The sequence below is a fragment of the Chelatococcus albus genome (assembly GCF_030067675.1).
Classification (GTDB): Bacteria; Pseudomonadota; Alphaproteobacteria; order Rhizobiales; family Beijerinckiaceae; genus Chelatococcus_A; species Chelatococcus_A albus.
On the sequence record NZ_JASJEV010000017.1, the window covers coordinates 1 to 23,547 of the forward strand.

16 protein-coding genes and 1 pseudogene are annotated in these 23,547 nt (G+C 68.8%); 9 read left to right on the top strand and 8 right to left on the bottom strand.

The features are described from left to right. Window positions 1–705 precede the first annotated feature (705 nt). Genes hutW through QNA08_RS17815 form a run of 3 tightly spaced genes read left to right on the top strand, consistent with a single transcriptional unit; the run spans window position 706 to window position 3,222 of the window. Entirely contained in the window at window positions 706–2,010 is a 1,305-nt protein-coding gene (gene hutW / locus QNA08_RS17805) for a heme anaerobic degradation radical SAM methyltransferase ChuW/HutW (RefSeq protein ID WP_283742072.1), read from the top strand. After that, on the top strand, window positions 2,007–2,537 hold the full coding sequence (gene hutX, locus QNA08_RS17810; RefSeq protein ID WP_283742073.1) for a heme utilization cystosolic carrier protein HutX: 531 nt from the start codon (window positions 2,007–2,009) through the stop codon (window positions 2,535–2,537). Before hutW ends, hutX begins: the two co-directional genes overlap by 4 nt. Window position 2,538: 1 nt before the next feature. Then, window positions 2,539–3,222, top strand: a complete 684-nt coding sequence (locus tag QNA08_RS17815; RefSeq protein WP_283742074.1) for an NAD(P)-dependent oxidoreductase — start codon at window positions 2,539–2,541, stop codon at window positions 3,220–3,222. Window positions 3,223–3,942: 720 nt separating this feature from the next. Here the strand turns inward: QNA08_RS17815 and QNA08_RS17820 are convergent. Next, complete coding sequence (locus QNA08_RS17820; RefSeq protein WP_283742075.1) at window positions 3,943–5,751, bottom strand: PHA/PHB synthase family protein; 1,809 nt, start codon at window positions 5,749–5,751, stop codon at window positions 3,943–3,945. 155 nt (window positions 5,752–5,906) lie between these two features. Here QNA08_RS17820 and QNA08_RS17825 point away from each other — a divergent pair, with 155 nt between their 5' ends. The 5 genes and pseudogenes from QNA08_RS17825 (at window position 5,907) to QNA08_RS17845 (ending at window position 14,323) form a co-directional block, all read left to right on the top strand. Further along, a complete protein-coding gene (locus QNA08_RS17825) occupies window positions 5,907–6,923 on the top strand; it encodes an HlyD family secretion protein (RefSeq protein WP_283742076.1) in 1,017 nt (338 codons plus the stop codon). Then, the gene (rbbA, locus tag QNA08_RS17830) at window positions 6,920–9,667 is read left to right on the top strand and encodes a ribosome-associated ATPase/putative transporter RbbA (RefSeq protein ID WP_283742077.1); all 2,748 of its coding nucleotides are present in this window, start codon (window positions 6,920–6,922) and stop codon (window positions 9,665–9,667) included. Before QNA08_RS17825 ends, rbbA begins: the two co-directional genes overlap by 4 nt. Before the next feature lies 1 nt (window position 9,668). Beyond that, window positions 9,669–10,847, top strand: a complete 1,179-nt coding sequence (locus QNA08_RS17835) for an ABC transporter permease (protein WP_283742078.1) — start codon at window positions 9,669–9,671, stop codon at window positions 10,845–10,847. Between the two features lie 353 nt (window positions 10,848–11,200). Then, entirely contained in the window at window positions 11,201–12,640 is a 1,440-nt protein-coding gene (locus tag QNA08_RS17840) for an FAD-binding oxidoreductase (RefSeq protein WP_283742079.1), read from the top strand. 716 nt (window positions 12,641–13,356) lie between these two features. Then, a pseudogene (locus tag QNA08_RS17845) lies at window positions 13,357–14,323 on the top strand (enoyl-CoA hydratase/isomerase family protein). A gap of 10 nt (window positions 14,324–14,333) precedes the next feature. Here QNA08_RS17845 and QNA08_RS17850 read toward each other — a convergent pair. From QNA08_RS17850 to adh, 3 genes are all read right to left on the bottom strand, one after another. Then, window positions 14,334–14,711 carry a DUF779 domain-containing protein gene (locus QNA08_RS17850; RefSeq protein WP_283742080.1) on the bottom strand — a complete coding sequence of 126 codons (378 nt, stop codon included), beginning with the start codon at window positions 14,709–14,711 and terminating at the stop codon, window positions 14,334–14,336. Between the two features lie 77 nt (window positions 14,712–14,788). Beyond that, entirely contained in the window at window positions 14,789–15,817 is a 1,029-nt protein-coding gene (gene adhP / locus QNA08_RS17855; protein ID WP_283742081.1) for an alcohol dehydrogenase AdhP, read from the bottom strand. 139 nt (window positions 15,818–15,956) lie between these two features. Then, entirely contained in the window at window positions 15,957–17,477 is a 1,521-nt protein-coding gene (adh, locus tag QNA08_RS17860) for an aldehyde dehydrogenase (RefSeq protein ID WP_283742082.1), read from the bottom strand. Between the two features lie 267 nt (window positions 17,478–17,744). On the opposite strand from adh, the gene QNA08_RS17865 reads away from it, so the two are divergent. Beyond that, window positions 17,745–19,631: a sigma-54-dependent Fis family transcriptional regulator gene (locus QNA08_RS17865; protein WP_283742083.1), complete on the top strand. Its 1,887-nt coding sequence runs from the start codon at window positions 17,745–17,747 to the stop codon at window positions 19,629–19,631. A 197-nt stretch (window positions 19,632–19,828) separates the two neighbouring features. Here the strand turns inward: QNA08_RS17865 and QNA08_RS17870 are convergent, their stop codons facing one another. The 4 genes from QNA08_RS17870 to QNA08_RS17885 are packed head-to-tail and all read right to left on the bottom strand — an operon-like array spanning window position 19,829 to window position 23,365. Then, window positions 19,829–20,680 (bottom strand): metal ABC transporter permease, encoded by an 852-nt coding sequence (locus QNA08_RS17870; RefSeq protein WP_283742084.1) that lies wholly within the window; start codon window positions 20,678–20,680, stop codon window positions 19,829–19,831. Then, window positions 20,677–21,537: a metal ABC transporter permease gene (locus QNA08_RS17875; protein ID WP_283742122.1), complete on the bottom strand. Its 861-nt coding sequence runs from the start codon at window positions 21,535–21,537 to the stop codon at window positions 20,677–20,679. Before QNA08_RS17875 ends, QNA08_RS17870 begins: the two co-directional genes overlap by 4 nt. Continuing rightward, a complete protein-coding gene (locus tag QNA08_RS17880; protein ID WP_422679949.1) occupies window positions 21,534–22,439 on the bottom strand; it encodes a manganese/iron ABC transporter ATP-binding protein in 906 nt (301 codons plus the stop codon). Before QNA08_RS17880 ends, QNA08_RS17875 begins: the two co-directional genes overlap by 4 nt. Next, window positions 22,436–23,365, bottom strand: coding sequence for a metal ABC transporter substrate-binding protein (locus tag QNA08_RS17885; protein ID WP_283742085.1), 930 nt, complete (start codon window positions 23,363–23,365; stop codon window positions 22,436–22,438). The genes QNA08_RS17880 and QNA08_RS17885 overlap by 4 nt, the downstream gene beginning before the upstream one ends. Between the last annotated feature and the right edge of the window lie 182 nt (window positions 23,366–23,547).

Sequence of the window (23,547 nt, forward strand, 5' to 3'; positions counted from 1 at the left end):
CCTCGACAACCCGTTCGGCCCGAGGTTGTCACCCATGTCTTAGGTACGTTCTGCAACCCATGTGTCCGGGTTGGACAGCCGCAGCACGGGCCCGTGCACGGCCGTGACCGGGTTCCCTGCGGCCATCGGCCAGCAATCTCTCCAAGGAGCTGGGGAATGTCGGAGAACCATGAGCGTTGCGGCATAGGCCGAGGCCATTTTGCTTGAAGGGCGGCGATGCTCATTGCGTTGAGAATTATTCCAAGAAAACATGGGCAGAATTATTCCAATTAAGTACTTTGTTTTATTTGATCTGACGCAAGGAGGGGGCGTTGCGGGTCGGAGTACTGCCGAGCCGACAGCATTCAGGCATTGGTGTTTATGCATGGCGCTCGAAACCATTGGAATTGCGGCACTTCATCCTCTCACCGGGTCGGCGAGCCGTCCGGCCGAAGAGCGCTCCATCCGCCGACCTGTGAATAGGGTCGGTGGTCCGACCCTCGCCGCGGCGGCGGGCCATTGTCGCCGGACGAGACGCCCCGGGGGCGCCCGGTGAGAGCGCAGGCGCGAGGGGACGCAGAGGCGGCTGGTGGCAACGGCCACAGGGAGGCGGAAGCTCCGCGGGGCGGTCCGCCCGCAGGCTTGTCCCGCGCATTGCCACGGCCCGCTGCCGCCACCATCGAGGACCCTCGAACGGCCTATGCGCCTCGGCGCGGGATCGACCCCTTGACCGGAGCCTTCGCGCGTCGCCAGTTCGTCGTGCCGTGGCAGGGTTGCCGGCCGATCGACGAGGCCGCGATCGACGCCACGCTGGATTTCATCTTTGGCACGCCGCGCACCGAGCCGACGGTCGCCTACGTCCACGTTCCCTACTGCCAGAACCATTGCCTGTTCTGCGGCTTCTTCCAGAATGTCTGGCGGCCGGAAGCCTCGGCTGCCTATGTCGCGGACGTAGTCGCCGAGATGGAGCGGGTTGCTGGCACGCCGCTCGTTGCATCCGGCCCGATCGAGGCGGTCTACATCGGCGGCGGTACGCCTTCGGCCCTGCACGCCGACGATCTCATGGTCCTCGTCGAAAGCCTCGGACGCATCCTGCCGCTCGCGCCGGACTGCGAGATCACCGTTGAAGGCCGCGTCCATGACTTCGGCCTGTCGAAGGCGGTTGCCGCATTGGACGCCGGCGCCAACCGCGTCTCGCTCGGCATCCAGAGCTTCGACACCCGTGTGCGCCAGCGGCTCGGGCGCAAGGCGTCCGGGAGAGAGGCACGTGCGTTTCTGGCGGATCTCGTCGGTCTCGATCGCGCCGTGATCGGGTGTGACCTGATCTACGGCCTTCCGGGCCAGGACGATGCCGTGTGGCGTGCCGACGTCGAGGCCGCGATCGAGCTCGGCCTTCACGGGCTGTCGATCTATGCCCTGAACGTCTGGCCCGGCGGTCCGCTCTCCAGAGCGATCGACAACGGCAAACTGCCGGCGGCCGGTCCGCTGCCCGCCCAGGCGACGGCCTATGCGCATGCCGTCGAGACGCTGACGGCGCATGGCTGGCGGCAGATCTCGCAAGCGCATTTCGCGAGGTCACCGCGCGAGCGCAATCGCTACAACCGCCTGATCAAGGAAGGCGCGAACTGCCTCGCCTTCGGTCCGGGGGCAGGCGGGCACGCGCACGGGTTCCGGTGGCGCAACACCGTCGATATCGCGCGCCGACGCGCCCTCGTCGCCCAGGGGCGGCGGCCGATCGAAGGGCTGTCGCGGCTTCCCGTGCTGCACCGGGCGCGCACCGCCGTCGTCTCCGGCCTGGAGGACGGCGATCTCGACATCGAGGCGGTCGAAGCCGCCGCGCCCGGATTCCTGCGCGTGGCCGCCCCCCTGCTGGCGGACTGGGTGGACGCCGGCCTCGGCGAGATGCGCTCGGGCCGCTTCCGCACGACGCGGGCCGGCGCGTTCTGGATGACGACGCTGGCCACCGGCCTGCACGCCGTTCTCGATCGTCTTGTCCCCACCGAATCGCGACCTGAAGGAGCTCCAGCATGAGCAACACGACCCAAGCGGCCGACGACCGGCGCGCAAGCCTCGCCAGGCGGCTGGCGGAGAACCCGGATGGCGTGATCGAGACGCTTGCCCGCGACCACGGCGTTACGACGCTCGAGGCCACGCGCATGCTGCCCTCGGCCAACTGCAGCTGGGCGCCGGCCACCGCATTCGCCGACATCTTCAAGGATATCGCCACCTGGGGCGATGTGCTGTTCCTTGTCCACACGCCGAACATCGTGCTCGAATGCGTCGGCCCCGTGCCTCGCGGCGAATTTGGTCGCGGCTTCTTCAACCTGCACGGCGACGGGCCGATCGGCGGCCACATCAAGGCCGACCGCTGCTCGGCGATCGCCTTCGTGCGGCGCCCGTTCATGGGGCTCGACAGCTGCTCGATCCAGTTTTTCGACGAGGATGGGGCCGCGATGTTCAAGATCTTCGTCCGCCGCCGCCCCGACCGGTCGCTGGATGCAAGCCAGGTTCGCGCCTTCCAGGCGCTCGCGGCGCAATTCGCCGCTACGGCATCGTGACATGCGCCTCCTCGTGTTCGGCGGCAGCGGCCGCACGGGGCGGGCATTCGTCGTGCGCGCCGCGACGGCGGGCTGGAGCGTGCATGCCACCGGGCGCGATCCAGCCCGGCTGGCGGCGCTCGGCGGCGACGTCGCCTGGTCCGCCCTGGATGCAGGCAACGCCCCGGCGGTTCTCGATCTCGTCCGGTCCGTGCGGCCGACGGCGATCGTGTCGCTGATTGGCGGGCCATGTGAAGGAGGTTTCGTCGACGAGATCGGCAATATCGCGATCGCTGACGCCGCCGCCGCGGCAGGCGTGCGCCGCGTCGTTCAGGTGTCGTCGCTCGCGTGCGGCGACAGCCGACCCTACGCGTCCCTGCGCCTCGTCGCGGCGATCGGCCTCGTCCTCGATGCGAAGACCCGGGCCGAAGATCATCTTCGCGGTCTCGATCTCGACTGGACCATCGTGCGGCCGGCCGGGCTGATCGATGGCGATCCCAGCGGCATGGGGGCGCTCTACGACGATCCGCGCGTGCACGGCCGCATCGGCCGGGCGGATCTCGCCGCGCTTCTTCTTGCCTGCCTGACGGCCGAGGTCACGGTGCGCAAGGTCCTGTCGGCTGTCGATCGGTCCCTGCTCTGCGGCCCCGACGACGCCCGTGCGTTCGCGCTGACCAGGGCTGCTGCCCCTCCTCCAGTCGCCTGAACGGGCAGCCCGCGCCGGCACCGAGACGTTCGTCCGCGTTCTGGCCGACGCGCCCGGGCCGTGGAACATCCGGGTTGTCCGCATCAGACCGCACGCGATCGCGCGGCGCGACGGCAGACGGTTCCCATGCTGGCGGTCCATTCCAACCGAAGGCCTCGGCATGAGGCCTGTCCGTCGGGCGAAAACTGGACGGGGCGGCCATCGGCCGTCATGGACCGGGCGCAAATCGTCGAGATGATGGACGCCGAGGTTCCGGCCAAGAAACGCGGCCCTTACAAGAAGCGCGCGGCTCAAATTTCGAACTGAGACACTACCGCGCCGCGCTGTCGTCGGCCCGGTGGCGCAGGACGAGGCACGCGGCGGCGGTCGAAGCGCGCCTCGTCCTCTCCGGCGCCGCGCGCCGCGTCCTCGCCTACGGGTGACAGGTCGCCGACACCGCCCGCAACCACGGCGTCTCCGCAACGCTGGCTGAAAGGTTCTGACGGGCGGGCCCCCTTCACGCGCTGTCAAACATCTCTTCCCGACTCCCAAGGGAGCCATGAGCGTCGGGCCTGCACTCTTCGATGGCCCTGGTTGAGGCGATCGACGCTCTGAGCTCTGCCGCAGTCAGCCGCCGGACGTTGATCGCGCAGAGGGGCCGTCATGCGCCAGATGTCCTGGTTTCGACAGTCCGCCTCGGCGCTGTCCTCGTGGGCCGGCCGGGTTCGCCTTGCGTCCTCTTCACGGCTGCATGACATAGGTCCCGGGTGCGGGACCGAGGGGCGGTCGGCCGGTGAGCCGGATCGCCGGTGCCGGTATCGGCGCGCCCGAGCGTTCCGCGAGCCAGGCGAACCATTCGGGCCACCACGAGCCCTCCCGGTGCTCGGCCTCGGCAAGGAAGGTGTCGGGATCGACGTAGAGATCCTCGGCCCGCTTGGTCATCACCCGGTAGCTGCGATTGGGGCGACCTGGCTCCGAGACGATGCCGGCGTTGTGCCCTCCGGATGTCAGGAGGTAGGTGACGTCCGCATCGACGAGGAGGTGGATCTTGTAGGTCGAGCGCCAGGGCGCCACGTGGTCGCGCTCGGCACCGACCGCGAAGATCGGGGCGCGGATGTCGGTGAGCGCGACCGGCTTGCCGTCGGTGCGGAAGCGCCCCTCGGCGAGATCGTTGTCGAGGAAGAGGTGACGCAGGTACTGCGCGTGCATGCGGTAGGGCATGCGCGTCGCGTCGGCGTTCCACGCCATCAGGTCGGTCATGGGCTCGCGCTCGCCCATGAGATAGCTGCGCACCCCGTAGGACCAGATCAGGTCGTTCGAGCGCAGGAGCTGGAAGGCGCCGGCCATCTGCCGCGTGTCGAGATAGCCGCGCTGCCACATCAGATCCTCGAGGAAGTGGATCTGGCTCTCGTTGATGAACAGCGACAGCTCGCCCGGCTCGGTGAAATCGGTCTGGGCGGCGAAGAGGGTGATGCTCGCCAGCCGCTCATCGCCGTCCCGCGCCATGCCGGCGGCCGCGATCGCGAGCAGCGTGCCACCGAGGCAGTAGCCGACGGCGTGCACCTTGCGCTCTGGCAGCACGGCGCCGACGGCGTCGAGTGCCGCCATGACACCGAGGCGGCGGTAGTCCTCCATGTCGAGGTCGCGGTCACCCTCGTCCGGGTTCTTCCAGGAGAGCATGAAGACCGTGAAGCCCGCATCCGTCAGGTGGCGCACCAGCGAATTCGCCGGCGACAGGTCGAGGATGTAGTACTTCATGATCCAGGCCGGCACGATCAGCACGGGTTCGGGTCGCACCTGCTTCGTCGTCGGCGCATATTGGATGAGCTCGATCAGGCGATTGCGGTAGACGACCGCGCCCGGCGAGATCGCGACGTCGCGGCCCACCACGAAGGCCTCCGTGCCCACCGGCCTCTCGCGCGCGAGCAGGCGGCGCAGGTCCTCGACGTAGTTGCCGAACCCCGCGAGGAGGTTGGTGCCCTGCATGGCCAGCGTGCGCTCCAGCACTTCGGGATTGGTCGCCGGCAGGTTGGACGGCGAGACCATGTCGAGGAGCTGGCGGGTGGCGAAGGCCACGACCGCCTCGTGCTGCGCCGTCACGCCGGCGACGCCGGTCGTGGCGCTGTGCCACCATTGCTGGTTGAGCAGGAAACCCTGGTAGATGACGTTGAACGGCCACTGCCGCCAGGCCTCGCCGCTGAAGCGCTTGTCCTGGGGCAGGGGCTCGATGCAGGGCTCCGCCCTGCCGCAGCTCAGGCACTGGGCCTCGACCTGGGTTGCCCAGCGCAGGACCTTGCGAGCGGCCTTGTCCAGGAGCTGCAGCTGCTTGCCCGGCGAGAAGGCGAGGTGGGTCGCCCAGTCGAGATAGGCTCCCCCCAGGGCCGCCGGCGAGAGCCCGCCGGTGAGGCGGGCGAGGGAGGAATGCACCAGCCTGTCGAGTGCATTGTCGCCCTCGGCCGCATGTCCGGTCGCCCCAGCCGGTGAAGGGCCCGCAGCGGTTTCGGCCCTGCCGGCGGCCCACGTCTTTGCGTCGGTGGCGGTGCTCGGCATGCGACACTCCTTCGGTCTGCATCCTCGGGCAGGATCCCAGTCATTTTGCGCCGCACAATGACTTGCATCAATGCCGTACCGCGGCTGCGGTGTTTCCTCGATCTGCCCGGCCGTGCCCGCGAGCGTGCCGGCGGTTCGCACACGGAGCTTCTGCCATGCGCCTCGCCCGTCGTCTCGGTCCGGTCCTCGCCGCGACGGCATTTGTCCTCGCAGCCGGCGTGGCGAGCGCGCCTGCCCAGTCGCGCCTCGAGAGCCTGATCAACCGCCTGCGCCGAGGCAGCCTGCCCGAGGGGATCGCCAAGGCGAACGGCCGCATAGAGGCCGTGCAGGTGGACGTCGCCGCCAAGTATCCGGGCCGGCTGCTCGAGGTGACGGTGGAGGAGGGCGACACCGTCGAGGCCGGGGCGGCCATCGCCCGCATCGATGCGGCGGAATACGAGGCACAGTTGCGCGGAGCCGAGGCGCAGGTGCTGCGTGCGCGCGAGGCCCGCACCGAGGCGGAGGCGCTGGTCGCCCAGCGCGAGAGCGACCTCGGCCTCGCGAACACCGAACTGCGGCGCGGCGAGGACCTGTTCAGGAACGGACACGCGACGGCGCAGCAGCTCGACCAGCGTCGCACACGGATGCGGATCGCGGAGGCGGCCCATCGCGCGGCCCTCGCCGCCCGGGAACAGGCCGGGCGCGCCATCGAGGCAGCCGAGGCGGAGGTGGCACGCTTGAAGGCGGTGCTCGCGGACATGGTGCTCGTCGCGCCCCGGCGCGGCCGCGTGCAGTACAAGCTCGTGCGCTCCGGCGAGGTCGTGGCCGCCGGCCAGCGCGTCGTGACCCTTCTCGACCTCGCCGACGTCTACATGACCATCTTCCTGCCGGCGCGCGATGCTGGCGGCGTCATCCTCGGCGATGCGGCGCGCATCATCCTCGATCCCGTGCCGCAGTATGTCGTCCCCGCCACTGTCAGCTTTGTCGCCACGGAGGCGCAGTTCACGCCACGGGCTGTCGAAACGGCGGAGGAGCGCGAGAAGCTGATGTTCCGGGTGAAGCTGCAGATCGATTCCGGCCTTCTCAAGCGCTACGAGCGCCAGGTGAAGACCGGGGTGCGCGGCCTCGGCTTCGTGCGCACCAGTATGGAGGCCGGCTGGCCGACCGATCTTGCCGTGAAGCTGCCGCAATGAGCGCCGCGCCCGTCGCCCGCATCGCGGGACTGTCGCACCGCTACGGCGCAACGCAGGCACTCGACGCCGTAACCCTCGACATCCCCGCTGGCTGCATGGCCGGGCTCATCGGCCCGGACGGCGTCGGCAAGTCGACGCTGCTCGCCATCCTCGCCGGGGTGCGCCGCATCCAGAGCGGCACGGTCGAGGTCCTGGGCGGTGCCATGCAGGAGGCGGGCCACCGCGTCGCGACCTCCGCGCGCATCGCCTACATGCCACAGGGGCTCGGCCGCAACCTCTATCCCACGCTCAGTGTCTTCGAGAACCTGGACTTCTTCGGCCGTCTCTTCGGCCAGCCGCGGCGGGAGCGCGAGCGGCGCATCGCGGAGCTCCTGGCGGCGACGGGGCTCGACCCCTTTCCCGACCGGCCGGCGGGCAAGCTGTCGGGCGGCATGAAGCAGAAGCTCGGGCTGTGCTGCGCCCTGATCCACGACCCGGACCTCCTCGTCCTCGACGAGCCGACGACGGGCGTCGATCCCCTGTCGCGGCGGCAATTCTGGGACCTCATCGAGGGCATGCGCGCGCGCCGGCCGCACATGAGCGTCCTTGTCGCCACCGCCTACATGGAGGAGGCCGAGCGCTTCGACTGGCTCGCTGCCATGGACGACGGGCGCGTCATCGCCGCCGGCACGCCCGACGCTGTCAGGCGGCAGGCCGGAGCGCAGACGCTGGAGGAGGCCTTCGTCGCCCTTCTGCCGCCCGAGAAGCGCGCCCGCCACTCGCCGCTCGCGGCGCGCCCGCGGCTCGCGGCCGATGGGCCCGCCGCCATCGAGGCGGAGGGGCTCACCTGCCGCTTCGGCGACTTCACGGCCGTCGACCACGTGAGCTTCCGCATCGGTCGCGGCGAGATCTTCGGCTTCCTCGGCTCGAACGGCTGCGGCAAGACCACGACGATGAAGATGCTCACCGGCCTCCTGCCGGCGAGCGAAGGCACGGCGAAGCTCTTTGGCCGCCCGCTCGACGCGCGCGACCTCGAGACGCGCCGCCGGGTCGGCTACATGTCGCAGTCCTTCTCGCTCTACGGCGAGCTGACCGTGCGGCAGAACCTCGTGCTGCACGCCGGGCTCTTCCACCTGCCGCGCGAGCGCATCGGCCCGCGCGTCGCCGAGATGCTGGCGCGTTTCGACCTCGAGGCGGTGGCCGAGGCGCGCCCCGAGGCCCTGCCGCTCGGCATGCGCCAACGTCTGCAACTCGCGGTCGCGGTGATCCACGAGCCGGAGATGCTCATCCTCGACGAGCCGACTTCGGGCGTCGATCCTGTGGCGCGCGACGCCTTCTGGCGCATCCTCCTCGACCTGTCGCGCGACGAGGGCGTGACAATCTTCATCTCGACCCATTTCATGAACGAGGCGGAGCGTTGCGACCGCATCTCGCTCATGCATGCCGGCAAGGTGCTGGCGGTGGGCACGCCCGAGGCCCTGAAGCAGGAGCGTGGCTCAGCCTCGCTCGAGGAGGCCTTCGTCTCCCATCTCGCGGAGGCGGCCGGCATCCGGCTCGACGAGCCACCGGCGCGCCACGGCGCCGCGGGCGGGAGATCGGTGGTGGCGGCGTCGCCGCCGGACGCGCCGCCGCCGCGCCGCTTCGACGCCGGCCGCCTCTGGGCCTATGCGCGCCGCGAGACGATGGAGATCCTGCGTGATCCGATCCGCCTCGCCTTCGCCCTCCTCGGACCGATCATTCTGATGATCACCTTCGGCTTCGGCATCTCCTTCGACGTCGAGCGCCTGTCCTTCGCCGTCTTCGACCAGGACAGATCGGCAGAGAGCCGGCGGCTCACCGAGAGCTTCTCGGGCTCGCGCTATTTCGTCGAGCGCGCGCCCATCGATTCGGCAGAGGCGCTGGAGACGCGGTTGAGAAGTGGCGAACTGGCGCTCGCCATCGAGATCCCGCCCGACTTCGGGCGCGATCTGACGGCAGGCCGCAGGCCCGAAGTCGCCGTGACGCTCGACGGGGCCATGCCCTTCCGGGCGGAGACGGCGAGGGGCTACGTCCAGGGGCTCGCCCTGCGATATCTCGAGGAAGAGGCGCGCGAACGCCTCGGCCACGCGAGCGCCCCGTCGCCGGTCGGCGTCGAGACGCGCTTCCGCTACAACCAGGCCTTCAAGAGTGTCTACGCCATCGTGCCGAGTGTCATCATGCTGATGCTCGTGCTCATTCCTGCGATCATGACGGCGGTGGGCGTGGTGCGGGAAAAGGAGGCGGGCTCGATCGCCAATTTCCGCGCGACGCCCGTCGGTCGGCTCGAGTTCCTCCTCGGCAAGCAGTTGCCTTATGTGGCGATCGCGCTCGCGAGCTTCGTCACCCTGCTCGTGCTGGCGCTCGCCCTCTTCGGCGTCGGCGTGAAGGGCTCGCTGCCGGTCCTTGTTGCCGGCACGCTCCTCTACGTGCTCGCGACGACGGGCTTTGGCCTCCTCGTCTCCTCCTTCACGCGCACGCAGATCGCCGCAGTCTTCGCCACCTCCGTCATCTCCATGGTGCCGGCGGTGAACTTCTCGGGCCTCCTGGTCCCGGTCTCGTCGCTGTCGGGCGGCGGGCGGCTCCTGGGCCTCGCCTTCCCCGCGGCCTGGTACCAGCCGATCAGCGTCGGCACCTTCACGAAGGGCCTGCACCTCGGCGCGCTGTGGCCCAATCTCGCCGCGCTTGCGGGCTTCGCCGCGCTGTTCCTCGTCGCCGCCCGGGCGGCGCTCGCGAAGCAGGAGCCCTGAAATGGAAGCCCGGACGCAGACGGTGGGCGGAGGGCGAGTCGGGGCGCTGCGCGGCCTCGGCCGCCGCCTCGCCAATGTCATGCGCCTCGCGGGCAAGGAGCTCTCCAGCATCAAGGCCGATCCCGTGCTCGTGCTGCTCATTGCCTATGCCTTCACCTATGCGGTCTACGCCGTCGCGACGGGGGCGAAGACCGAGGCCGAGGACATGGCGGTGGCCGTCGTGGACGAGGACCGCTCGGACCTGTCGCGCCGCATTCGCGACGCCTTTCTGCCGCCGCTCTTCAAGGCGCCCGCCGAGATCGGCGCGGGCGAGATCGACGCCGCGCTCGACGCAGGGCGCTTCGTCTTCGTGGTCGTCATCCCGCCGTCCTTCGCAGCGGATGTGCTCGCCGGCCGCAACCCCTCCCTGCAGGTGAACGTGGACGCGACCGCCATGACCCAGGCAGGCAACGGCGCCGTCTACGTGCAGAGCATCGTCGTGCGAGAGGTGGCCGCCTTCCTCCGGCGCGCCGAGGGCACGGCCGCGCTGCCGGTCGACCTCGTCGTGCGCGCCAGATTCAATCCCAACCTGCGCTCGAGCTGGTTCACCGCCGTGATGCAGGTGATCAACAACATCACCATGCTCTCCGTCATCCTCACGGGGGCTGCGCTGATCCGCGAGCGCGAGCACGGCACGGTGGAGCACCTCCTCGTCATGCCCGTGCTGCCGGTCGACATCATGCTCGCCAAGATCCTGGCGAACGGCCTCGTCATCGTGGCGGCGGCCTCGCTGTCGCTCGCGGTCGTGGTCGAGTGGCTGCTCGCCGTGCCCATCGCGGGCTCGCTCGCGCTATTTCTCCTCGGCGCCTGCATCTACCAGTTCTCGGTGGCGGCACTGGGCATCCTGCTCGCCACCTTCTCGACCTCGATGGCGCAGTTCGGGCTCCTTGCCATTCCCGTCCTCGTCGTCCTCAATCTGTTGTCCGGCAGCACGACACCGCTCGAGAGCATGCCGGTGTGGCTGCAGCAGGTGATGCAGGTTTCACCCGCGACCCGGTTCGTCGCCTTCTCGCAGGGGGTGCTCTACCGCGGCGCGGGGCTCGCGATCGTCTGGCCCGAGCTCCTCGCCCTCGCCGCCATTGGCGCCTTCTGCTTCGGCCTGTCGCTCAAGCGCTTCCGCCGTGTCGTCTTCAACGCCTGACCGCGGCGGGCGTTCAGGGGCCCGATGCGGGGTGAGCAGCAGCGAGCCGCCAGGCCTTGATCGCGGCGTCTGGGGCAGGCTCACCGGGGTGCGTACTGGCCTGGAGCCGGTCGTGCCGTCGTTCTCCGCGCTCGACCGGCGCCATGAGGCCACCCGGGAAGGGGCTGCATCGGACCTGGCGGGCGCGGAGAACCGGCGCCCGCTTCCTTCGCGCATAGCCCGCTCGCCCGGCGGGGCCGGAGCCCGTGCCCCTGCGACCACGGTCCCGCGCGGGCCTGCGCGCTGCCGCGCTTGTCGCGGGAGAGGCGCGAGCGCAGGATCTCCCCGAGGGGCCGGCTCGGGAGGAGCGTATCATGAACGAGTTGAACCTCACGACTCTCGAAGCAGGAAGGACGACGATCAGTGGCGCGACCCTCGAGGAGCTCGCCGCGGGGCTGCGCGGCAGCGTGTTCGACGAGCGCGCGGCCACCTACGACGAGGTGCGGACAATCTGGAATGCCATGATCGACCGCAGGCCCGGGCTTATCCTGCGATGCCTCGGGGCTGCGGACGTGATCCGTGCCGTGCGGTTCGCGCGGGATAACGGGCTGCTGGTCGCGGTTCGTGGCGGTGGGCACAACATTGCCGGCAACGCGGTTTGCGACGGGGGCCTCGTGATCGATCTCTCGCTCATGAAGTCCGTGCGCGTCGACGTGGCCGCGCGGCGGGCGTGGGTCGGGCCGGGGGCGACGCTTGCCGATGTCGACAAGGAGACGCAGGCGTTCGGGCTGGCGGTCCCGACCGGGATCAATTCGACGACTGGCATCGCCGGACTGGCGCTCGGAGGCGGGTTCGGCTGGATCACGCGAAAGTTCGGACTGACGATCGACAACCTCCTGTCGGCGGAGGTCGTGACCGCCGACGGTCAGCTCCTGCGCGCAAGCGCGACGGAGAACCCGGACCTCTTCTGGGCGCTGCGTGGCGGCGGCGGAAACTTCGGCGTGGTCACCGCCTTCGAGTTCAGGCTTCACGAACTCGGCCCGCAGGTCCTGTCAGGGCTCGTCGTGCATCCCTTCGACGCTGCCGAGGCGGTGCTCAGGGAATACCGTCAGGCGCTCGACGCCGCGCCCGATGAACTGACCTGCTGGGCGGTGCTGCGACGAGCACCGCCCTTGCCGTTCCTTCCTGCCGACTGGCATGGCAAGGAGGTGCTGGTTCTCGCCATGTGCTACTGCGGCGACGTGGAGGCGGGCCAGGCGGCGACAGCCGGGCTGCGTGCGATCGGACAGCCGATCGTCGACGTCGTCGGCCCCAATCCCTTCACGGGCTGGCAGCAGGCGTTCGATCCGCTGCTCGCTCCCGGCGCCCGCAACTATTGGAAGAGCCACGACTTCACTGAGCTCCCGGACGCGGCGATCGAGGCTTTGACGGCAGCGGTGCGCAATCTTCCGGGACCCGAGTGCGAGATCTTTGTCGGCCATGTCGGCGGAGCCGCGGGCCGCATCGCGGTCGATGCAACGGCCTTCCCGCAACGAAGCGCGCATTTCGTCATGAACGTCCATGCCCGCTGGCGCGAGCCGGACATGGACCGGGCCTGTATCGACTGGGCGCGGCGTCTTTTCGAAGCCACGAGGCCCTACGCGGCGGGAACCGCCTACATCAACTTCATGCCCGCCGACGAGGTCGACCGCGTCGAGACGGCCTACGGCGGCAATTATCTGCGGCTGGCGCAGCTGAAGCGGAAATACGACCCGACGAACCTGTTCCGGATGAACCAGAACATTCGCCCGGCGGCCGAGCTGCTGGCGGCATAGAACCGGCGACGATGGGCTCGACCGACGCTGCCCCTCTCCGCGCCGGTCGAGCCTCGCTGGCAACGGGTGCTGTGCGGCCGGCGGCCACGCCGACGATGTCGGCGGGTGTGCCACGGCGGGGCTGCCCCATGTCGAAATCGAGGCCTCGGCACGCTTTGTCTTGAAAATTCGAGAACAGTTACCGAAACGGAAAGCAGATCTCCGTCGAATATCCATGACGTGATCTCGTCATGGTCTGCGTAAACGTGCCAGACAACCGCGAAAAGCGGACAGGGGAATGTCCATGGCCAGGCAGCAATGCGACGGGCAGTGGCAGCGCGCGCCCTCAAGACTGTCGGCGGCACGCCTGCCGTCTTCGCGGCAACGACGCGACAGATGCAACTCACCGCAACTGGCCAGGAGGCCCGTCCGGTCCGCTTGCGGTTCGCGCCTGCTTCATTCCGATAGCCCCCGCCCCTTCCCGGCGGCGAGGCACGCCCAGATGCCTAGCCCAGGAGCCTGAACCGCGCCGGGTTTGCCGGAGGCAGTTTCGTTTGAGTCACGCCGCCCTTATACGGCATTGAAGGACCATCTCACGCGAGAGCCCCGCTCTGGAGGTGCTCTGACCGGGCCGTCGAGCGAGGGTGACGGGCGTGGATGTCGTCATACGCACGCATGGTCACGCGGGGCGCCTGACATTGAATCGCCCGCGCGCCCTGAACGCGCTGACGCTCGAGATGGTGCTCGCGATCGAGCGGGCACTGATCTCCTGGAAGGAGGATCCGGCGGTCGAACTGGTCGTCATCGACGCGGAGGGGGAGGGCCTTCTGCGCCGGTGGCGATATTGCGGAGGTTCAGGCCTGCGTGAAGGCGGGTGACCTGGAGAGTGCTCGGCGCCATTGCCGGATCGAGTATCGGCTGAACGCGCTCATCGCCGCCTATCCCAAGCCCGTGGCGGCTTTCATGAACGGCATCGTCATGGGCGGAGGTGTCGGCATCTCCGCCCACGCGAACCATCCCGCCGCCGCCGAACGGACGGTCGTGGCGACGCCGGAATGTGCCGTCGGCTTCGTGCCGGACGCGGGATCAGCCGACATCCTCGCCCGCGCGCCGGGGCGCTGCAGCGAATATATCGGACTGACCGGCGTGCAGCTCGATGCCGCGGACGCCATCCATGCCGGCTTCGCGCGCGCCCTCGTGTCGTCGGCCCCGCTGCCCGCCCTTGTCAAGGCTTTCGCTGAAAGCGGTGATCCCGATGTGATCTGCGCATTCGACGGGCCGATCGGGCGACCGAGCGGCCTTGAGATGCGGCAAGCCTCCATTGATGTCGTCTTCAGCGCGGAAACGATACCCGCCGTGATGGAAAGCCTCGATCGGCTCCCGGATGATCGCTGGCGCGACGAAACACGCCGCCAACTGTCTCGGGGGTCGCCTCTTTCGCTCGCCGCGACCTTGCGTTCCATTCGCCACGTTCGTCTCCGCCCGGGCATCGCAAGCGCCGTGCGGACGCAGTATCGGATCGCCGCGCGGTGCATGGAGCGCGGCGAATTCCCGGAGGGCGTCCGCGCGGCGATCATCGACCGGGACAGGGCGCCGCGCTGGCGGTACGGCCATGGATCAGAGGTGCCAGAGGCCGTCATCGACAGCTTTCTCGCCCCCCTGGAAGGCGGCGATCTGGTGATCGACACCGCGATGCCGGGATAGGGAGCGGCCCTCAGCACATCCCGAGCGTGGCCGCCTCCCCGTCGGTGAAGAGGCGCGAACGCGTCAGGAAGCGCAGCTCGCGGCCGTTCTCGAGGGAGAACATGCCGCCGCGCCCCGCCACCACGTCGATGATGAGCTGGGTGTGCTTCCAGTATTCGAACTGCGGCCGGCTGATGTAGAAGGGAGCGCCGCCGACTTCGCCGAGGAGTACGTCCTCCTCGCCGACGGCGAACTCGCCCTGGCGGTAGCACATGGGCGAGGAGCCGTCGCAGCAGCCGCCCGACTGGTGGAAGAGAACGGGCCCATGCTCGCCCTGCAGCACGGCAATGAGGTCGAGCGCTGCCTCGGTCGCGATCACGCGGGGAACGGGAAGGGGAGGGGCCGTCATGGTGTCCAGTCCGATTGCTCGCCGGGGAAGGGCGGGCCGGCCAACAGCCCGCCCGCCGGTTCGTGGGGCAATGCTCCTCATGCGGCAAGGTCGAGGACGACGCGGCCCTCGATGGCGCCGCGGCGCATGCGCTCGAACACGTCGTTGATGTTCTCCAGCCGCTCGGTGGCGACGGCGGCCTTCACCTTGCCGGCGCCGGCGAAGTCGAGTGCCTCCTGCAGGTCGAGCCGCGTGCCCACGATCGAGCCGCGGACGGTGATGCCGTTCAGCACCATGTCGAAGATCGACAGCGGGAAGCCGCCGGCCGGCAGGCCGTTGAGCGCCACCGTGCCGCCGCGGCGGACCATGCCGAGCGCCTGCTCGAAGGCCTTGGGCGAGACGGCCGTCACCAGCACGCCGTGGGCGCCGCCGATCTCCTTCCTGAGGGTGGCGACGGGATCGGCGGTCGCGGCATTGACGGTGATTGCGGCGCCGAGCCGGCGGGCAAGATCGAGCTTGTCCTCGGCGATGTCGACGGCCGCGACGTTGAGGCCCATGGCCTTGGCATATTGCACGGCCATGTGCCCGAGGCCGCCGACGCCCGAAATGACCACCCAGTCGCCGGGCTTGGTGTCGGTGACCTTGAGCCCCTTGTAGACGGTGACGCCGGCGCACAGCACTGGCGCCACCTCGACGAAGCCGACGCCGTCCGGCAGGTGCCCGACGAAGTTCGGATCGGCGACCACATATTCGGCGAAGCCGCCGTTGACGGAATAGCCGGTATTGAGCTGCTGCTCGCACAGGGTCTCCCAGCCGCCGAGGCAGTGGGCGCAGTGGCCGCAGGCCGTATAGAGCCAAGGCACGCCGACGCGGTCGCCCTCCTTGACATGCTTCACGCCAACGCCCACCGCCGACACGTAGCCGACGCCCTCGTGGCCGGGGATGAAGGGTGGCTGCGGCTTTACCGGCCAGTCGCCCTCGGCCGCGTGCAGATCGGTGTGGCAGACGCCCGACGCCGCGATCTTGACCTGGATCTGGCCGGGACCAGGCTCCGGCACGGGCACTTCCTCGCAGACGAGCGGCGCGCCCAGCGCGCGCACGACCGCAGCCTTCATGGTCTTGGGCATGGTGAACCTCTCCAATCTCGCGCTGACGACAGCCGCAGCATCCGCACCGTGCCGCGGCCGTCCTTGATCCATGTCGTGGATTGGTGCGGGCTGCGGGCGGAGGGCGGGGCCGGCCCGCGCTCCGCCAGCGTCCTCGGGTTCAGAAGAAGCCGAGGGCCTTCGGGCTGTAGCTGACCAGGAGATTCTTGGTCTGCTGGTAGTGGGCAAGCATCATCTTGTGCGTCTCGCGCCCGATGCCCGACTGCTTGTAACCGCCGAAGGCGGCGTGCGCCGGATAGGCGTGGTAGCAGTTCGTCCACACGCGCCCGGCCTGGATCGCGCGGCCGAAGCGGTAGGCCCGGTTGCCGTCGCGGGTCCACACGCCGGCGCCGAGGCCGTAGAGGGTGTCGTTGGCGATTGCAAGTGCCTCGGCCTCATCCCGGAAGGTCGTGACGGCGACGACGGGGCCGAAGATCTCCTCCTGGAAGATGCGCATGCGGTTGTGGCCGCGGAAGACGGTGGGCTTGACGTAGTAGCCGCCTGCGAGTTCGCCGGGCAGGAGGTTGCGTGCCCCGCCCGCCAGCACCTCCGCCCCCTCCTGACGGCCGATATCGATGTAGGAGAGGATCTTCTCGAGCTGCTCGCTCGACGCCTGGGCGCCTATCATCGTCGCCGGGTCGCGCGGGTCGCCCTGCGTGATGGCCGCGACACGCGCGAGCGCCCGCTCCATGAAGCGGTCGTAGATCTTTTCGTGCACGAGCGCCCGGCTCGGGCAGGTGCAGACCTCGCCCTGGTTGAGGGCGAACATGACGAAGCCTTCGATCGCCTTGTCGAGGAAGGCGTCGTCCTCCGCCGCCACATCCTCGAAGAAGATGTTGGGAGACTTGCCGCCGAGCTCGAGCGTAACGGGAATGAGGTTCTGGCTGGCGTACTGCATGATGAGCCGCCCCGTCGTCGTCTCCCCGGTGAAGGCGATCTTGGCGATGCGCGGGCTCGAGGCGAGCGGCTTGCCCGCCTCCAGGCCGAAGCCGTTGACGATGTTGAGGACGCCGGGCGGCAGGAGGTCGGCGATGAGCTCGGCGAGCACCAGGATCGAGGCGGGCGTCTGCTCGGCGGGTTTGATGACGACGCAGTTGCCGGCCGCGAGCGCCGGGGCGAGCTTCCAGGCCGCCATCAGGATGGGGAAGTTCCACGGGATGATCTGGCCGACGACGCCGAGCGGCTCGTGGAAGTGATAGGCCACCGTGTCGTGGTCGATCTCGCCGATCGAGCCCTCCTGGGCGCGGATGGCGCCGGCGAAATAGCGGAAATGGTCGATGGCGAGCGGAATGTCGGCCGCGCGCGTCTCGCGGAGCGGCTTGCCGTTGTCCCACGTCTCGGCGGCGGCGAGAAGGGAGAGGTTCTCCTCCATGCGGTCGGCGATGCGGTTGAGGATGAGGGCGCGCTCGGCAACGCTGGTGCGGCCCCACGCGTCCTTTGCCGCGTGTGCGGCGTCGAGGGCGAGCTCGATATCCTCCTTCTGCGACCGGGGAATTTCCGTGATCTTCTCGCCCGTGATGGGGGTGGTGTCGTCGAAGTAGCGGCCACCCAGGGGTTCGACCCAGCGCCCGCCGATGAAATTGCCGTAGCGTTCCTTGAAGGGCGCGCGCGTCTGGGATGGCAGAAAGGCCGGCTTGTTCATGGTCTCCTCCCGGAATTGCAGGTGGCCTGCTGCTTGAGGCAGGCGGCCCCCTCCTGCAGCGGCCGTGCCAGCGCCGGGCGAAGGGGCGCGATTTTTCACGCCGCGTGGCCGCAATAGACTGATGAAGAACGCAGAATAGGCAGGCAATCTGTGATGATAACACTTTGGCCTATGGACGGCGGAGAACGTGCCGTGCAACAATGACGACAAGAAAAGATGCCGGATGCAACATCTGTTGCAGATTGCAACGGTCGGAGGATTTCGCCCATGCAAGCGGGAACGGCAACGGATACTATTCTCGCCGCCCGGCGCCGCTTCTTCGATGAAGGCTGCCTGCCGGAAGGGCTTGTCGCCACGCCGATCCTGCGCTCCTGGCAGCGCTGCGCCAGCCGGGGGCTCGCTGTGGACCGGGCGCCGCGGGTCGAGCCCATGGCTTCCGGCGAGCTGCGCGCCCTCCACGAACGGCACGAGCGCCTGCTGCGCCTCGCGCGGCCGGAGATCGAGGCGCTCCGGGGGGATGCGGAATGGACCGACAGCGTCGTTATCCTGACCGACGCGGCGGGGCTTGTGCTCGACGTCGCGGGCAGCGCCGCCTTCGCCGACCGGGCGTCGCGGGTCGCCCTGCGCCCCGGCGTGCCATGGAGCGAAGCGGAGACGGGCACGAACGCCATCGGCACGGCGCTCGTGGAGCGGCGGCCGATCGCCGTGCACGGCGCCGAACATTTCTTCGAGCCGCACCGGATCCTCGCCTGCGCCGCCGCGCCGATCGTCGATCCGCGCGGGGCGCTCGCCGGCGTGCTCGACATGTCCGGCCATGCCGCCGTCCGGCATCTGCACGCGCTCGGGCTTGTGCGGCTGGCCGTCGAGCAGATCGAGCACCGCTTCTTCGACCACGGTTTCGAGCATTGCACGATCCTGCGCTTCCATCGGGACGGCGAACTCGTCGGGACGGCGCGGGAGGGCGTGCTCGTCTTCGAGGAGGAGAGGCTCGTCGCCGCCAACCGGCACGGCCTCGGCCTGATGGGCCTCGACTGGTCGGCGCTCGATGAGGTGACGCTGCCGGGCCTCCTGCGGCGCTCCACGCCGCGCGGAGAGGTCGGGCCCCTTCAGGGCCGGCGGGGCGAAACCTTCCTCGGCCGCCTTGTCGGTCCCGCCCGACGCACGCGGCGGGGCGGGGGAGGCCCGGCGGCGGCGCGACACAAGGTCGAGCCGATCCTGACGGGCGAGGTGCGCCAGGCGCTCTCTGAGGCCGTGCGGCTCCTCGAGGCGGACGTGCCGGTGCTGGTCCAGGGCGAGACGGGGACGGGCAAGGAGGTCTTTGCGCGGCAGGTCCATGCCCTGAGCGTGCGGGCGGAAAGACCCTTTGTCGCCGTCAACTGCGCGGCCCTGCCCGAGGGGCTGATCGAGTCCGAGCTCTTCGGCTACGAGGCTGGCGCCTTCACCGGCGCGCGGCGCGAGGGGCACAAGGGCCTCCTGCGCCAGGCCGACGGCGGCGTTCTGTTCCTGGACGAGATCGGCGACATGCCGCTCTCCCTGCAGAGCCGCCTGCTCAGGGTGCTGCAGGACAAGGAGATCTCGCCCCTCGGCGGCGGGCGGCCGGTGCCGGTCGATTTCGCACTCGTTTGCGCGACCCATCGGCCGTTGAGCGATCTCGTCGCGACAGGCGGCTTCCGCCAGGATCTCTATTTCCGCATCGCGCAATATGTCGTCACGCTGCAGCCGTTGCGCAGCCATCCCGACCGCATCCGCCTCGTGCGCGACCTCTGGCGGCAGCTCGCCGGCGAGGAGGCGGGAACCCCGCTGTCGCGCGAGGCGGAGCGATTGCTGGCGGCCTACAACTGGCCGGGCAACTTCCGCCAACTCGTCGGCTCCCTGCGGGCCCTCATCGTGCTCGCCGAGCGGGGCAGGCCGGTCGAAGCCGCGGCGCTGCCGGCGGACATTCGCAGCGCGGCGACGGGAACGCCCGCTGAGCCCGAGGCGGCCGCCCGGCCGGTGGATCGTATCGATCGGCCGCTCGCCGAACATACCCGTGAGGCCATGCTGGCGGCGCTCGAGGCGAGCGGCGGCAATGTCTCGCATGCCGCGCGCCGTCTGGGGATCGACCGGACGACGATCTATCGCCGCCTTCTGTGGGACAAGCGCCGTCGCGCATGAAGCGCGGCAACAGGTGGGTCCCCGACCGGCGGCGCGGTCGACGGCAGGTCAGTGAGTTCGTCCACCCCATCCCGACCGGGCAAGTCGGGGGGCTCGCGCCGTGACGGGCACCTGCCGTGCCGCGCATGCGCCCTTGGTGAGCGCGACGTCGGCGAGCGGTTGGCGCGAGGGCGCGGTGATGGAGGAGGAAGGCGCCTTCACCCCTCGAGCTCTTGCATCTGAACGCGCGCTGCCCGGCGCGTCGACACCAGGAATGTACAGATGAAGATGATCGTCATCAGCAGCACGATGGTGGGCGCCGGGGCGCTGTCGATGAAGAAGCTGAGGTAGACGCCGAAGAAGGAGGAAAGGGTCGCGATCAGGGCGGAGAGGATGAGCATGACGCCGAAGCTGCGCGCCAGCAGATAGGCGATGGCGCCAGGCGCGATCAGCATTGCGATGGCAAGGATGATGCCGACCGCCTTCAGCGCGGCAACGATCGTGAGGGAGAGGAGGGCGAGCAGGCCATAGTGCAGTAGCCGGACCGAGAGGCCTACGGCCTTCGCTTGCGCCGGATCGAAGGCGTAGAGGAGGAGGTCGCGCCACCTGACGGCGACAATGCCTGCGGCGACCGCGGCGATGATGCCCGTCTCAAGGATGTCGCTCCAACCGACGCCGAGCATGTCGCCGAACAGGATGTGGTCGAGATGCACGTCGGACTGGATTTTGGTGTAGAGCACGAGCCCCAGGCCGAACATGCCGGAGAAGACGACGCCCATCACCGTATCCTGCTTGACGCGGCTGTTGTCCTTGAGAAATCCCGTGGCGAGGGCACACGTCATGCCGGCCGCGAAGGCGCCGATGGCGAGCGGCAGGCCGACGATATAGGCGACCACGACGCCGGGCAGAACCGCATGGGAGATGGCATCGCCCATCAGCGACCAGCCCTTGAGCACGAGGAAACAGGACAGAAGCGCCGTCGGGACGGCCACCAGGACCGAGATGAGGAGGGCGCTCCGCATGAAATCGAACTGGAGCGGAAGCAGGGCCGTGTCGAGCAATGCGGTCATCGCGCAGCCTCCAGAGCTTCAGCGGCGCGGCGGCGCGCCGCCAGCACGCCGTGCCTGGGCGCAAGGACGAAGGCGGCGAGGAAGATGAAGGTTTGCAGAACGACGATGATGCCGCCGGTCGCGCCATCCAGGAAGTAGCTGGCATAGGCACCGACGAAGCTGGTGAGCGCGCCGATCGCTACGCTGATGCCGATGAGCCGCGGAAAGCGGTCGGTCAGGAGGTAGGCGGTGGCCCCGGGCGTGACCACCATGGCGATCACGAGGAAGGCGCCGACGGTCTGGAGGGCCGCAACGGTGCAGGCGCTGAGCAGCGTGAAGAACACAGCCTTCAGGAGCGAGGGGTTGAGGCCGACGGAGCGGGCATGGTTCTCGTCGAAGAAGGTCACCATCAGGTCCTTCCATTTGACAAGGAGGACGGTGAGGGACACGACGCCGATGACGGCGAGCTGGAGCGTGTCCTGCGGCGTGATGGCGAGGATGTTCCCGAGGATGATGGTCTGGACGTTCACCGAGGTCGGCGACAGCGAGACCATGAACAGGCCGAGGCCGAAGAACGACGTGAAGATCAGGCCGATGATGGCGTCCTCCTTCAGCCGTGTGCGTTGATTGAGGAAGAGCATTGTCGCGGCCGCGAGGCCGCCGGAAAAGAAGGCGCCGATGGAGAACGGAAGGCCGAGCATGTAGGCCCCGGCCACCCCGGGAACGATCGCGTGCGACAGCGCGTCCCCGATCAGCGACCAGCCCTTCAGCATCAGATAGGCGGAGAGGAAGGCGCAGACCGCACCGACGAGTGCGCTCACCCACATGGCATTGAGCATGTAGCCGTAGGCGAAGGGTTCGAGCAGGCTGGCCATCAGGTCCGCCCTCCGTCGTGCCCGGGCAGCCGGCTCGCGGCGTGCCCGTCGCCATAGAGCACCAGAGGCCGCTCGTCGTCGCTGATGACGTCGACGGCACGCCGGCCGCCACCCTCGCCCTCATTGAGGACGAAGTGGCGCAACACGCCGCCGAAGGTCCTTTCAAGATTGTCCTGGGTGAAGATCTCTGCCGTCGGGCCGTGGGCGAGCACTGTGCGGTTGAGCAGCACCGTGCGATCGCAGAACTCCGGCACGCTGCCGAGATTGTGCGTCGAAACCAGCATCACCCGGCCCTCGTCGCGCAGCGACCGCAGCAGGGTGATGATGGCCTCCTCGGTCTTGACGTCGACGCCGGTGAAGGGCTCGTCGAGCAGGATGACGCGCCCGTCCTGGGCCAGCGCACGCGCGAGGAAGACGCGCTTCTTCTGGCCGCCGGAGAGTTCGCCGATCTGGCGCTTGCGGAAGTCGCCCATGCCGACGCGGTGAAGCGCTGCCTCCACTGCCTCGCGGTCGACAGCCTTCGGCACCCGCAGCAGGTTCATATGGCCGTAACGGCCCATCATCACGACATCCTCGACGAGGACCGGAAAGCTCCAGTCCACGTCCTCGCTCTGCGGCACATAGGCGACGATGTTCCCCTTCAGCGCCGCGGCGGCGGGGCGGCCGAGGATGGAGATCGACCCCTTGGCGAGCCGCACGAAGCCCATGATCGCCTTGAAGAGGGTCGACTTGCCGCTGCCATTGACCCCGACGAGCGCCGTGATCGTGCCGGTCGGGATCTGGAATTCGGCGTCGCGCAGCGCCGTGTGGCCGTTGCGATATGTCACCGTGACGCCCATCACGGAAAGCGCGCCTTCCCCATCTGGGGACGGCGGGATGGAAAGGGTACGCAACGGCGCGTTCATTCGGTGAGGCCCCTGGCAATCGTGTCGGATGTCACGCGCAGGAGGTCGATATAGGTCGGCACCGGGCCGGTCGCCTCGCTCAACGAGTCGACATAGAGCACGCCGCCATATTTCGCGCCGGTTTCGCGCGCCACCTGCTTGGCCGGATCGGCCGAGACCGTGCTCTCGCTGAAGACGACGGGAATGCGGTTGGCGCGCACCTTGTCGATGACCTTGCGGACCTGTTGCGGCGTGCCCTGCTGATCGGCGTTGATCGGCCAGAGATAGAGCTCCTTCAGGCCGAAGTCGCGGGCGAGGTAGCTGAACGCCCCCTCGCTCGACACCAGCCAGCGCCTGTCCGCAGGAATGACGTCGAGCTTGGCACGGATCGGAGCGATCGTGTCCGTAATCTTCTTCTTGTATGTCTCGGCATTCGCCCTGTAAATCTCCGCATTCTTCGGATCGTACTTGACAAAGGCGTCGCGGATGTTGTCGACGTAAATCAGTGCTGCACTGGGCGACATCCAGGCGTGCGGGTTAGGCTTTCCGTTGTACGGTCCTTCCGTGATGCTCAGGGGCTCGATGCCGCTCGACACGACGACGCCCGGAACGCCCTTCAGGTTCTGGAAGAATTTCTCGAACCACAACTCGAGGTTCAGCCCGTTCCAGAGGATGAGCTGTCCCCCCTTGGCCTTGAGGATGTCGCCAGGCGTCGGCTGGTAGTTGTGGATCTCCGCGCCCGGCTTGGTGATCGATTCCACGATCGCAGCCTCGCCGGCCACGTTCCGCGCCATGTCGGCGATCACCGTGAAGGTGGTCACCGCCTTGAACTTCCCTTCAAATCGCCCCTGGGCGTTGTCTTGGGCCATCGACTGGCCGGCCGCGAGGCCAAGTGCCGCCACGCCGGCGATGCCCGCGAGAACCAGACGCCTGAAACGGTCGAACATGTCCTGCCTGTCCCTTGCAATTGCGAACGCATTGCAACAACTCGCACGCCGGGATCGCAATTGCAACTTATTGGCAATTGCGTGTGCCGAGCCGGGCCTTCCGGCCGGCGACGCCCGCCCCGGGCGGATCCGCCGTTCCCGATGCGATCTGGCGGCCCGCGTCTCGCCCTTCCGTGGTGCGG

What these genes read in the sequence shown, in the direction of transcription:
- QNA08_RS17850 (WP_283742080.1), bottom strand. Translation starts at nt 14,711, where the DNA reads ATGACGGCCCCTCCCCTTCCCGTTCCCCGCGTGATCGCGACCGAGGCA.
- QNA08_RS17885 (WP_283742085.1), bottom strand. Translation starts at nt 23,365, where the DNA reads ATGTTCGACCGTTTCAGGCGTCTGGTTCTCGCGGGCATCGCCGGCGTG.
- rbbA (WP_283742077.1), top strand. Translation starts at nt 6,920, where the DNA reads ATGAGCGCCGCGCCCGTCGCCCGCATCGCGGGACTGTCGCACCGCTAC.
- QNA08_RS17820 (WP_283742075.1), bottom strand. Translation starts at nt 5,751, where the DNA reads ATGCCGAGCACCGCCACCGACGCAAAGACGTGGGCCGCCGGCAGGGCC.
- QNA08_RS17865 (WP_283742083.1), top strand. Translation starts at nt 17,745, where the DNA reads ATGCAAGCGGGAACGGCAACGGATACTATTCTCGCCGCCCGGCGCCGC.
- adhP (WP_283742081.1), bottom strand. Translation starts at nt 15,817, where the DNA reads ATGCCCAAGACCATGAAGGCTGCGGTCGTGCGCGCGCTGGGCGCGCCG.
- QNA08_RS17815 (WP_283742074.1), top strand. Translation starts at nt 2,539, where the DNA reads ATGCGCCTCCTCGTGTTCGGCGGCAGCGGCCGCACGGGGCGGGCATTC.
- QNA08_RS17835 (WP_283742078.1), top strand. Translation starts at nt 9,669, where the DNA reads ATGGAAGCCCGGACGCAGACGGTGGGCGGAGGGCGAGTCGGGGCGCTG.
- QNA08_RS17840 (WP_283742079.1), top strand. Translation starts at nt 11,201, where the DNA reads ATGAACGAGTTGAACCTCACGACTCTCGAAGCAGGAAGGACGACGATC.
- hutX (WP_283742073.1), top strand. Translation starts at nt 2,007, where the DNA reads ATGAGCAACACGACCCAAGCGGCCGACGACCGGCGCGCAAGCCTCGCC.
- QNA08_RS17825 (WP_283742076.1), top strand. Translation starts at nt 5,907, where the DNA reads ATGCGCCTCGCCCGTCGTCTCGGTCCGGTCCTCGCCGCGACGGCATTT.
- QNA08_RS17880 (WP_422679949.1), bottom strand. Translation starts at nt 22,439, where the DNA reads ATGAACGCGCCGTTGCGTACCCTTTCCATCCCGCCGTCCCCAGATGGG.
- QNA08_RS17870 (WP_283742084.1), bottom strand. Translation starts at nt 20,680, where the DNA reads ATGACCGCATTGCTCGACACGGCCCTGCTTCCGCTCCAGTTCGATTTC.
- adh (WP_283742082.1), bottom strand. Translation starts at nt 17,477, where the DNA reads ATGAACAAGCCGGCCTTTCTGCCATCCCAGACGCGCGCGCCCTTCAAG.